The sequence below is a fragment of the Yoonia sp. genome, from assembly GCF_017854415.1.
Taxonomy (GTDB): domain Bacteria; phylum Pseudomonadota; class Alphaproteobacteria; order Rhodobacterales; family Rhodobacteraceae; genus Yoonia.
This window is the reverse complement of the sequence record NZ_JAFMHR010000102.1, coordinates 1-11,433: the sequence shown is the minus strand read 5'-3', so window position 1 is coordinate 11,433 and position 11,433 is coordinate 1. Positions and strand designations below refer to the sequence as shown.

Sequence of the window (11,433 nt, the reverse complement as noted above, 5' to 3'; positions counted from 1 at the left end):
GGCAAAAGTCGCGAAGGGGTTTCGATCGGCATGTCCGTTTTGCCAAGCGAAAAAGTTGGCGCAAAATGAAAGTCTTGGTCTGATGTAAAGTCTTGGTCTGATGTATTGTCGCGCTCGAAAATAATCGCCTTCGCGAATTCTTCTAGCGTGAGTGGATTGCCTTCAGCACGTTCGATTACGTTCGAAATCGTGGACGTCGTGGTTGAGGTCTTTCCCAGAAGCCCGCGCAAAAGTGCTTCGGCTTTTTCTGGCGCAAGCGGGTTCAGAACGGTCCTATGAACTGACGGATGCGCAACCACATTGGGTTCCTCGCCCAAGCGGGAAACAAGTACAGCCAAAACGGGTGCATTGGGGACGACATCAATAAGGCGTTCTATTGCCTCACAGGTTGTTGGATCAAACCATTGAATGTCTTCGAAAACCATGACGGTTGGGTGTGATTGAGTTTCTTCCGTATGGCCTGCCGCAAATATAGTGAGCGCAGATTTTCGTTCATCATCGGAAAAGTTTGCTTGCTCTGGCTGTTGGAAACCAGGCGATTTGATGAGTGCGTCAAAATATGGTGCGGCAATCGTCAGGTCCGCACTGCGTTGCGTCATCCAACTTTCGACTTCTTCAAATGTGGGGCGCTTGGAACTAAAATCGCCGCTATTCTGCATGTAGTCCAAAACCGGAGAAAACACCGTTTGCTGTGCGCTTCGCCTACCATAAAAGACTTGGACCTCGAACCCAAGATCATGTCCTTTTTGGGTGATCTCATGAACCAGTCGGGATTTACCTTCACCCGGGTGCCCTACGATAGCAGCCACACTTCCGGACCCGCGTTTTGCTTGGGCCATCAAATCAATGAGATCGGCAAGCTGGTCTTCGCGCCCTAACATGGGATGTCTATTGTCCAAAAATACGTCGGGCCGAAATGGCGGGTTAGGTTCAAGCCGCGGCATTACTTGCCGCGCTCCGTTCCCGGCGTCTTGTTGGCTCAAGCGAACGGCGGGAGACACGACTTTGGCCATTTCCGCGCATATCGAAACGACCCCGAATGCGCTTTGTCTTGCCACGCCTTCGGCCGTCCGCAAAACGGCACCCGAAACCGTTGGTTTTCCCGTTGTGTCGGATGAAATCAAAACTTGTCCGTACGACAACCCGATCTGTGCTTGAGTGGCCCCCTGAGACCTCGCATCCAAAGCAATCAAGATATCCCCTGCCACGAAAACCGCTGTGTCGGGGTCTTTGTCATGCCCGATCGGGTAGCCAAAACAGGCAAGGACATCGCCAGAAAAAGAGCGCAGGATGGTACCGCCTCTGGCTTCGATATCGTGCCGGATCTGCGCGCTGGCGGCTTCGGCTTCGCGATCAAAGTCTTCGGGATCGGCAAAGTCCAGATTTGTAGCAACTGAAAGAACTGCTACAAACCGGCGCTGTTGCGCGCGGCGTTTTGTTTCAACGGGTGCAGGCGTCTGTTTTGCATTCCCTTGCTCATCAAACAGCGCAAGCGTTTCTGACGAGACCTTGGAATCAAGTTGATCGTCGAGTGCTGCTTGGCACTGGCGCAACTGCCGCTGTGCCGCGGTCATATCGCCATTGCCGATGTGTGCTGCAATCAATGCTTGATGCGCCGGTTCATAGGTCGGTTCTATTCGGCACAGGTGCGTGGCGATCCGGGTGGTATTCTCGTGGTCTTGCGTTTCGATACATCGCGAAAGCGCTGTCTGGCCCAAGCTTAGAATTTCATTCTGCAGTGATTGCCGTGTTAGCCAAACCCAGTCTGTAAACGGCTGGCTGCGAATGCGAAACGTATCCAAAAACGGGGCGGTGTAATGCTCGAATAGCGCGAGCAGGGCATCAGGGTTATGTCCAAGGCGGCGGTGGGCACGCAGACGCCAAATATCCACATCCAATCCATGATGCGAGACTGACAAACGATCACCTTCGGTAATGATGATATCTGCAAAGTCGGGCCCAAGTGCCTTGCGCAGGACGGAAACCTCTTGCCTCAAGCTCGCCCGTGCCTGTTCCTCACCGCTATAAGGCCATAAATTCGCTGCAAGTGCCTCGCGCGATACGGCCTCTCCGCCGCGTTCTAACAGGTATGCAAACAGCGCCTCCGACTTGCGTGTTGGAAGCCGCAAAGCCGAACCGTCTGGTCGGCTAAAAGCTGGTCCACCTAAAAGTTTAATGAAAACGCGCATTGTTGAATATCATAGCTTGTTATCGACCACTGTTAACCCTCAATGCGCAGCGCCGTAAAAATAGCTGAAACCATTTTTGACGCATTTCTGACCCTCGCTTACCCGCGGTCAATGCTAATGTCAGAAAACACAGACATGCGCGCAAAGGTAGGAAAATTGACCGAGAAGAAAGGCCTTTGGATTGACGACAAGTCGATTGATCATAGCGCACAGGATTTTCAGTCTGTTCTGAAGTATGCACTCGTTGTTGAAGGCAAGCAGATCCGCCCTGCATTCAGGTCTGACGACATCGCCGAAGTCATGACGCTGGTCGATGATTTGGACATCGAAATCGCGCTGGCGATGATTAATGATTATCTGCCGCACGAGTTTGAAAACCCCAAGCAGTTGGCCGATAATATTGCTCTGCGCAAAGGTGTTATCGCGGCAATGAAGGACCTGTGTTCCGGCCGGATCGACGGCGACTATGTCGAAGCTGCGATCGGCGTGCCGCCCACACTTGGATATCTTCGTAATCTTGAGGTCTTGTTTGCGTCAGGCGCTAAAACCGGCGAAGGGATCCTAACAACAGAGGCGCCATTCGCAGCGCCCAAGTCATCCTGGATGCATCTACCCGATGATGCGTCATGGGCCGGTTACACGTTCATGCAAAAGTCGGATGTTCCGTTGTCCGAAGCGTTGCACGATGTGACGCCATTTCGGGGCGAATGCGCAGGCGCTTTGCAACTGTCAATCTTGACGGGATGTTTAAATGGGCTTGGCGCAGAAAAAGTGGATGCATTGCGGGATCACTTTGGTCCTGCATTCATCGGTGCATGGCGCGTTGCTGGTGCGCCTGATACGCCGCCAGAACGGACGGCAGCCAGTCAATTTTTAAGTCAGCTCCATGATATTTCGACTGATTATGTGCGGGGCGCGACGATCGCCGTTCCTGGTGACTACCTTTATTTCAAGAACAAGGATGACTATGCGACCCGCGCCCAAATGGGTGGCTGGTTGGGTGATCCAAAGGACGATCGGCGCGGCAGTTGGCATGGCGGATGGCAAGGTGAAAACTGTATCTACATGGGCAAAGATGCGCTGGGCGATCCGCATTACAGCGGCATGGGTTTGGCTTGGAAAACCGAATTCGCGCTTCGGATGTTCCTTGGCAACGCATATTTCACCGATGCAAATTGCATCTATATGAAACAACGCCGTGCGGGACAGATAACTGACGTTGATCCGGTAATTGTTGAACATCCGCATGATCAAGTCAGGTTCACGAGACGCGCTGTTATGCGCTATCCCGACCTGACTGATGCAACCCCACCAGACTTCCGACTGCCAAAGGGGAACACTGCGCGTCTGTGCAACGGGAATGTCCGCGAGCGGCTAGAAAAGATGGGCTTCACCCGGGTAAGTGCCGGCGTGTACCAAGTGGGCGCGGTAAAGCTAAAAAAGCTGATGGATGCCCTTCACATAGAAGATACCGAGATGCAGCAGGTACCAAGTGCTGCGCCCGATGATGCCGAGCTTACAGTTTCGCTTGGCCAATGGTCCCTTCACATAGCTGCGGTAGACCGCCCGATCCAGAATTTGACCTCAGGGGACATGGTACATGTCCAAGCAGTTGATAGCAGCTGACAGGTCTGACGACTCTCCCGTTTCCCGAAAGCTTTACCTCTTCCGGAAAACGAACTGGCGGCCAACCTAGTTGGTCGCCATTTTTTTTGCCCGTAGTCGGTCCGATGATTTAGGCATGGGTCTAAAGGTTGGTAATCGTCGCTTGCCTCGAATTGACCGAATGCCCGTTCACAATCAAGACCGTGAAGATGGTGGCTTGGCCTTTTCCAAATATGCGTCCATTGCAGGTCGGTAAGCCACCAATTCATCGGCAACTACCTCAAAACCCCGAAGACGCGCCGCGTAGTCGGAAACGATGCGTGGCCACACGACGGGTAAATCGCATGCGTCCTGAAATGCGCTGACCCAAGCGAATGTCACGGCAAATCCGCAGTCACAAAGCCATAGCTTTTGCGTGTCTAACGGATTGGCTTCTAACAACAGCGCAAGCGACAACAGGTGTTTGCTGATTGCTTGTCCGCCAAGTTGTACGGCATCTTTGTCGCGCGTTGCGTAGGCCACTTGGGGATAGATCGCCCGTACCGCCGGTTCCAGTCGCGTGTCGTGAAACCTGCTTAACTCACGGGCTTTCGCGCGCAGTTTGATCGTGTCCGGCAACATCGGAACGTCGGGAAATGCCTCGTCCAGATATTCTGCGATTGCTTCGGAATCCGCCAACATGAAACCGTCGTGGATCATAGCGGGTAAATTGCCCGATGGCACGATTGCACGGTATTCGTCAGACCCATAGCCGCCCGGCGGCGGTAACTGTGTAAACGGTATCAATTTATGGTGCATCATAATGCGCAGTTTCGCGCAATAGACTGCTACAGGAACGGAATAGACTGTCAGCATTTTGCGCCTCTCTGACGTAGATATGAAAAGGGCCAACCGCACAGGGTTGGCCCAAAGTAGCTAAAAAATGGAACGGTCAGATTACTCTGCGTTCAGGCCCCATTTTGCGCCTAGTTCTTCAAAGAAACCCTGCTCCTGCTTGAGGCCAATCCATGTGTTCACATAGTTGATCCAAACTTGATCAGCCTGCGGCAACAGCATTGCAACCGGGGTAGGCGAACGGCCAGCTTCAACTGGAATAATCATCAGGTTTTCATATTGCGCGACAAGGGTTGCCGCCTCGATGTTAGACGTGATGCTGGCATCCGCACGGCCTGATAGAACTTCCTGGAAATCGCGAGCAGGTGCTTCGACGATGCGGTGCGTTGCTTCTGGAAAATACTGTTTTACTTGCGCTTCTTGTGTGGTGCCCAGCGTCGCGGCAACGGATACACCTGCAACGTTCAGATCATCCCAGTTTGCGAAACGATCAGCGTTTTCCTTCAGGGTCAATGGAACCGTCACCAAAGCAAAGTAGCTGTTCGAATAGCCAGCTGCCTTGGCGCGCGCAGGTGATACAGAGGCAGAACCGGTAATGTGGTACTGGCCAGATGTCACACCCGCGACAAGTGTTTTCCAATCTGTTGGCACGAATTCGACCTCGACGCCCAGATCAGCGGCCAGCGCTGTCATCACATCGATATCATACCCTTCGTACGCATTCGTCGCGATATTGCGCATCGTCATCGGGTTCCAGTCGCCGGTTGTTCCGACTTTCAGAACACCTTCGGCTAGGATTTCGCTAAGTGCGGATTGTGCTGTTGCTTGAACGGCGCTCGTGGCGAGAATAACCGCAGCGGCGGCAATTTTAAAGAATTTCATGGGTTTCCCTTCCAGTGTATTCGTTAGACATAGAGTGCCAGAGCCGTTTGGAAATGCAAACAGCCCGATAATGTGAAATCCAACAATAAGTCATCACTTTTGTAGGACCAATAGGGGGCCAACTGCCATGTCCATCATCTCAATGCAGAACGTTTCCAAGTATTTTGGAGATTTTCAGGCGCTAAAGAACGTCTCTTTGGACGTGGCCTTGGGGGAACGTGTCGTGATTTGCGGCCCATCGGGGTCTGGCAAGTCCACATTGATCCGTTGCATCAACCGGCTTGAAGCGCATGAGGACGGTCAAATTGTCGTTGATGGCACCGTCCTGAGCGATGACACCGCTGATCTGGAAAAAATTCGCGGTCTTGTCGGGATGGTTTTCCAACAGTTCAACCTGTTTCCGCACCTAACTGTTTTGGAAAACCTTTGCATAGGGCCGCGTCGCGTATTGGGCTTGACTGAAGCAGAGGCCCGCGCGCGTGCGATGAAGTACCTTGAGCGCGTGCAAATCCCCGATCAGGCCGACAAGTTCCCGCGCCAATTGTCTGGCGGTCAACAACAGCGGGTCGCCATCGCACGGTCACTGTGTATGGAGCCGCGCATTCTGTTGTTTGACGAGCCGACATCGGCGCTAGACCCCGAGATGATCGCAGAGGTGCTGGAAGTCATGACCGAATTGGCAATTTCGGGCATGACTATGATCGTCGTGACCCATGAAATGGGCTTTGCGCGCCGTGTCGCCGATAGGATGGTGTTTATGGATAAGGGTGAAATCGTCGAAATTGGCGCGCCGGGCGATGTCTTTGATGCACCGAAGTCACAGCGGTTTGCACAATTCATCAAACAGATTTTGAACCATTAGGGGCATGGGCATGAAGAAACTTTTGATCCTTACACCACTGATCCTGCTCTTGTCGGGCTGCTCGGGGAATTGGGGCTGGTATGTGGTTGATCCTACGACGTCCTCTGGCTGGAGCAATCTGAAATTCATGGCGAGCGGTGCATATTACACCATCGTCATGTCGGTGACGGCAATCCTGATTTCAGTTGTTGTCGGTCTTTTGGTCGCACTTCCGGGGCTTTCGAAAAAACGCGGGTGGCGCATGTTTAACCGGACGTATGTCGAAATCGTGCGCGCAGTCCCGATCCTTGTTTTGATCCTTTGGGTTTATTACGGCCTGCCGGCTTTGTCGGGGATCACGTTGAACGTCTTTTGGGCGGGTGTTCTGGCCTTAGCCCTAAGCGATAGCGCCTTCCAAGCAGAGATTTTTCGCGCGGGCATCCAGTCAATCGCCCGCGGTCACAATCGCCCGCGGCCAATATGAGGCGGCACAATCCATTTCCCTGAATTATCGCGATACGATGCGGTACATAATCTTGCCGCAAGCCATTCGGCGCATCCTGCCTGCTTTGGGAAACCAGCTCGTTTATATGCTCAAGATGTCGTCGCTTGTTTCAGTCATCGGATTGCAGGAATTGACACGCAAAGCAAACGAACTGGTTGTTTCCGAATACCGGCCCCTCGAAATCTATACAGTCTTGGTGCTTGAGTACCTTGTGCTGATCCTCATCGTTTCGGCTGGCGTACGCTGGTTTGAGCGCCGCATGAATGCGAGCGAAATGTGATGCAAAAAGATGACCTAACCAAAGGCGCGATGTCCACGCACTTTCGCGCTCTCGCAATTCCTGCAGCGCTTGGGATGTTGTTTGCCACTTTATACAACGTTGTTGATGTCTATTGGGCAGGACGTTTGTCAACCGATGCGCAGGCCGGTCTGGCGATTGGGTATCAGGCGTTTTTCGTACTGATGGCGATTGGATTTGGCCTAAGTTCAGCGCTCAGCGCATTAGTGTCGAATGCCAAAGGAAGCGGCGACAGCTCGCAAACGCAACGGCTTGCCGCGCAAGGTATTTCCTTTGGTATTGTTGCAACGATCGTATCCATGTTTGTCGGGTGGTTTCTGGGTCCGATGTTGATCAATCTGGTGTCCGAACCGGGAGGATACCGCGATGCGGCGCTTGGCTATTTCAAGTTTCTGATTTTTGCATTGCCTGGCTTCTTTTTGGCCTACGGGGGCAACGGAATCCTGCAAGCACATGGTGACAGCCGCACGATGCAGCGCGCCATGATGGTCGCGTTTTTTGTGAATATCGGTCTAAACCCTCTGTTGATGTTCGGCATTGACGGGCTGTGGGGTGGTATGGGGTTCAACGGTATCGCTGTCGCTACAATCATCAGCCAGACAGGCGTTATGGTCTTTATCATCACACGCATTCTAAAGCTTGAGATGATGCAATCAGTTCGCCTTGAAGTGTTCCGGCCAGAGCTGGACAGCTTCAAGCAGATCATCGCCCAATTGGTGCCTGCCAGTTCGGCGATGATGGTGATGTTTATCTCAGGGTTTGTGGTGCAATTTGCGCTAAAGGAATTTGGCGGTCATGCGGTCGCGGCATATGGCGTCGCACTTCGGATCGAGCAAATTCTGCTTTTGCCGGTTTTGGGTATGACTGGCGCGTTGCTTCCGATCGCTGGGCAAAACTTTGGGGCTAAAGACTTTGATCGCGTCCGCGCGGCATTGTTGTTTTGCTGGAAAACGGGGTTCGCTATGACCCTTGTGGCGACGCCGATCTTGCTGTTCGGCGGCGGCTTTGCGATGTCGCTGTTTTCGGACGATCCAGAAGTGATCCGCGTCGGTTCAAGCTACCTGCGGGTCGATGCATTCCTGTTCCCGATCTACATGATGCTGTTTTCGATCAACTCGCTTCTGCAAGCGTTGAAAAAGCCGATCTGGACGCTTTGGATCAGCATCTATCGGCAGGGTTTCGGTGTCGCGTTCTTTGTCTGGGTCTTTGTCGGCGTTCTGGATTTCACGGTCTGGGGTGTATGGCTTGGTATCGCAACGGCGGTCGTCAGCGGTTGGGCCTTGTCGCTTGCCGTAGTATGGCGCGTGGCACGTACGACAATCGGCGGCTTACTGAAACCAGCACCAGCATGACGACTTGGCTCAATTGTTGCGCTCGTTGGTGCCAACGTAATACAGGTCGTGCGGCCTAAGATTTAAGGACAAGGTGCAACGATGTAAGTGCCGTCACCGCGTGCGTACGCGCATTGCTGCGTGTCTTCATTTTGTGCCACGATCACGCCCGCCGCTGCACCAGCAAGCGCAGAAATCAAACGCCAATCTTTGTTCGCGTCCAAGATGTCGGCAGTAATCAGGCCTGCTGCGGCCCCTCCTGTGGCACCCACAACGGTGCGCTGTTCAGCGGTCAGATTTTCGCAGGCTTGAACCAAGACAAGGCTTGCACCAGCGAGTGTCATCAAAATTACGCGTTTCATGGTTGATCTCCCTTGCTCGTCAATTCAAAATCAAGTGTCACGTGGTGTTTCGATGTGCGCGTGCGTTTTGAACGACCGATCATGACAATTTATGCATGTCATGGGTACGCTGCAGATCTGTCTCGGTTTTGATATTGATCAATGCTCTGCGCCAAACCGCCAAAACGGGACAGGTTACGGTAGCGCAGCCTTCGACGGGATTTGATGTCCGTGGCAAAGTTTGGCTGTATCTAGGGTTCGGCGATGAAGATAGAATTGTCATGAACAAGAGCAAAGTAATGTGCCAATGTCCCGTGCTGGTCGGCTGATTAATTGCCGTCGCGTGCAATGCCCATGGACGCCGTGCCACTTATGACAATGCCACTTTGGATCGTTTCTGTCTCGCGTTCGGTGGTTTCGCAAGCGGCAAGTGCAATCAAGAAAACCGCCAAGACTAGATGCTTCATTTTCGTCCCCTATGAATTGGAATCCAAGACCCCGTCGATGTGACGATTACCACTCGACTGCCTATTTGTCATGTCTCTGACTTTCAGAATCTTGTTACCTTTGCGACGCTCGCTGGCAGATGTGCGCAGGTGCCGATCCACGGCCCAATACCCGCGCCAAGCAAACACTACTTATGATGCTTGATCCGACACCAGCCGCATCCCGAGGTGCGCAGGCGGTGTCCCGACGGCACAGCCACCGCGCGCAGGATCGCGTACCAGATATGACATTGCCGCCACATGTTCGCCGCCCACAAAGAATGCTGGGCAGCGATCTGGTGTCAGCTGACCTTCTGCTGCACCGACATAACAGTCTTGTGTCCATTCCCAAACGCTGCCGTTCAGATCGACAATGCCCTGCGAGGTGGTTTCAAATGCGCCTTTGGGGCGCAATGTGCGTTTGGTCTGCGGCTCCATCAGGTAAGTGGAAGCCCATGTCAGTTCAGGGTCCGTAAAGATCGGATCAGGAGCGGGGGGCAGGACTTCGGCGGCCATCAGTTCCCACTCTGCAAGGGTGGGTAGGCGGAATTGCATCCGCGTTTTCGCGTTGATCCAAGTGACATATTCCGCCACATCCATGAACGAAAGACCTGTGGCAGGCATTTCGGCCTCTGTTTGGCTGCCGGTTGCGCGCAGTGCCAAAGAACAGCCACCTGCCATGTGGCATTTGTTCCACTCAGCGATGGTGACTTCGTATTTCTGTACATGGAGTGCGGATCCGTCAGCAAGGATCACGGGCGCTTCAGCCATTTGCGGCGCGAAGGTCAGGTCGGGGCCGCGTGTGTAGAACGCGCCCCCGATAAGAAAAGCCACTGTTAACACCGTGCCCGTGAGCACCAGAAAGCTGCGGCTTTTGGGTGAGGTGTTGGCATGTGTCATCGCAAATGATCCTGTTTAGGTTTCAAAGGTACGCGGTGCGACGACCTGTTCCATCAGTTCGTTGTTCCATTCGCCCTCAACGACAAAGTGTGCGGCTGCACCCAGCAGCGTCGCTTCGATCAGGTTGTGGTTCACGTAGGCGTAGACGCCGGGTTGTTCGAATGTGTACATCGCGGCCATTGCGGTGCCGCCACGCACGAACCATGTTTCCAATCCGGTCAGGGGCGCGTCGCTGAACGATGTTTCCCAGACGTAGTTGCCGTGTCCACCGATAAGGTGCGGACGGCTGTCGCGGTTGGCTTGGTTGTGGATCATCAGGACGGTTTCGCCGACTTTGGCTGTCAAAGCGTTCTCGCCAGTCAACGCACCTACCGCGCCGTTGAACACACAATGTGTTGGTGTCAGCGTGCGCATCGCATCAAGGCTATCGGCATAGTCATCACCTGCGAATGCGTATTTCTTATAGTCGCCGAATTCGTCCATCGGCAGATAATAATCCTGCTCGCCGATGTAGGCGATGCTGTCATAGGTCAGCGCATTGCCCATACCGTCTTTCAGACCATCGCGTGGCAGAACCATGACCGCACCGTTCATGCCGTGTGTAACGTGGTAAGGGATCATCGCGCCACCGGGGGCACAGTGATAGGTAAAGCAGCCCGGCTTGGTCGCTTTCCAGCGCAGCACGGTTTCTTCACCAGGGAAGACGTGGGTCAAACCACCACCGCCAAGCGCGCCCGTAGAGGCGTGAAAGTCGATGTTGTGTTCCATCTGGCTGTCCACAGGGTTGCGCAGGGTCAGTTCGACCATGTCGCCTTCGTGGCAGATGATCAGCGGACCTGGGACAGAGCCGTTATAGGTCAGTGCCCAGACTTCAGCGCCGGTATCTTCGTCAACAACCATCAGAACTTCGGTTGTTTCCATGGTGATCTCGATGATCTTGGGGCCACCGGTTGCGACCTGCTCGTGGGCGGGTGCAAATGGTGGCGCGACCAGCTCTTGTTTGACACGTGTGTAGCCGGACAGGTCAGCGGAAGGCGCGGCCATCTGGGCCTGTTCTTCGGCGACAAGGAACCGTGGCGCTGGCGGCTGCATCTTTGGCAGTGGCGCGCGGCGTTGACCCGCAAGACCCGCAGTGCCTGCCATCGCAGCAGCACCCGCAAGGACAGAGCCGCGCAGTACGTTACGGCGATTGGTCTGCATCAGACCTGGATTGAATACTTTA

10 protein-coding genes and 1 pseudogene are annotated in these 11,433 nt (G+C 53.8%); 4 read left to right on the top strand and 7 right to left on the bottom strand.

Features of this window, described 5'->3' with window-relative positions:
- The coding region (locus tag QZ197_RS11720; protein ID WP_296432159.1) for an AAA family ATPase at window positions 1–2,189 on the bottom strand (2,189 nt) is incomplete at its 3' end.
- Window positions 2,190–2,300: 111 nt separating this feature from the next.
- Between QZ197_RS11720 and QZ197_RS11715 the strand changes: the two genes are divergently transcribed.
- On the top strand, window positions 2,301–3,815 hold the full coding sequence (locus tag QZ197_RS11715; RefSeq protein ID WP_296432158.1) for a hypothetical protein: 1,515 nt from the start codon (window positions 2,301–2,303) through the stop codon (window positions 3,813–3,815).
- Between the two features lie 174 nt (window positions 3,816–3,989).
- Here QZ197_RS11715 and QZ197_RS11710 read toward each other — a convergent pair whose 3' ends face one another.
- Both QZ197_RS11710 and QZ197_RS11705 read right to left on the bottom strand, forming a co-directional pair.
- Window positions 3,990–4,649 (bottom strand): glutathione S-transferase N-terminal domain-containing protein, encoded by a 660-nt coding sequence (locus QZ197_RS11710; RefSeq protein WP_296432157.1) that lies wholly within the window; start codon window positions 4,647–4,649, stop codon window positions 3,990–3,992.
- Between the two features lie 81 nt (window positions 4,650–4,730).
- Window positions 4,731–5,510 carry a transporter substrate-binding domain-containing protein gene (locus tag QZ197_RS11705; RefSeq protein ID WP_296432156.1) on the bottom strand — a complete coding sequence of 260 codons (780 nt, stop codon included), beginning with the start codon at window positions 5,508–5,510 and terminating at the stop codon, window positions 4,731–4,733.
- Between the two features lie 127 nt (window positions 5,511–5,637).
- Between QZ197_RS11705 and QZ197_RS11700 the strand changes: the two genes are divergently transcribed.
- From QZ197_RS11700 to QZ197_RS11690, 3 genes and pseudogenes are all read left to right on the top strand, one after another.
- Window positions 5,638–6,372 carry an amino acid ABC transporter ATP-binding protein gene (locus QZ197_RS11700; protein WP_296432155.1) on the top strand — a complete coding sequence of 245 codons (735 nt, stop codon included), beginning with the start codon at window positions 5,638–5,640 and terminating at the stop codon, window positions 6,370–6,372.
- Between the two features lie 10 nt (window positions 6,373–6,382).
- Window positions 6,383–7,136 (top strand): annotated as a pseudogene (locus tag QZ197_RS11695) (amino acid ABC transporter permease).
- Window positions 7,136–8,506 (top strand): MATE family efflux transporter, encoded by a 1,371-nt coding sequence (locus QZ197_RS11690; protein WP_296432154.1) that lies wholly within the window; start codon window positions 7,136–7,138, stop codon window positions 8,504–8,506. Before QZ197_RS11695 ends, QZ197_RS11690 begins: the two are co-directional and overlap by 1 nt.
- Before the next feature lie 62 nt (window positions 8,507–8,568).
- On the opposite strand, the gene QZ197_RS11685 is transcribed toward QZ197_RS11690, so the two are convergent.
- The 4 genes from QZ197_RS11685 to nirK form a co-directional block, all read right to left on the bottom strand.
- Window positions 8,569–8,847, bottom strand: a complete 279-nt coding sequence (locus tag QZ197_RS11685) for a glucose-6-phosphate isomerase (protein WP_296432153.1) — start codon at window positions 8,845–8,847, stop codon at window positions 8,569–8,571.
- A 308-nt stretch (window positions 8,848–9,155) separates the two neighbouring features.
- Complete coding sequence (locus QZ197_RS11680) at window positions 9,156–9,293, bottom strand: hypothetical protein (protein WP_296432152.1); 138 nt, start codon at window positions 9,291–9,293, stop codon at window positions 9,156–9,158.
- Window positions 9,294–9,464: 171 nt separating this feature from the next.
- The gene (locus QZ197_RS11675) at window positions 9,465–10,211 is read right to left on the bottom strand and encodes an SUMF1/EgtB/PvdO family nonheme iron enzyme (RefSeq protein ID WP_296432151.1); all 747 of its coding nucleotides are present in this window, start codon (window positions 10,209–10,211) and stop codon (window positions 9,465–9,467) included.
- A gap of 15 nt (window positions 10,212–10,226) precedes the next feature.
- On the bottom strand, window positions 10,227–11,433 hold a 1,207-nt coding region (gene nirK / locus QZ197_RS11670), incomplete at its 5' end, for a copper-containing nitrite reductase (RefSeq protein WP_296432150.1).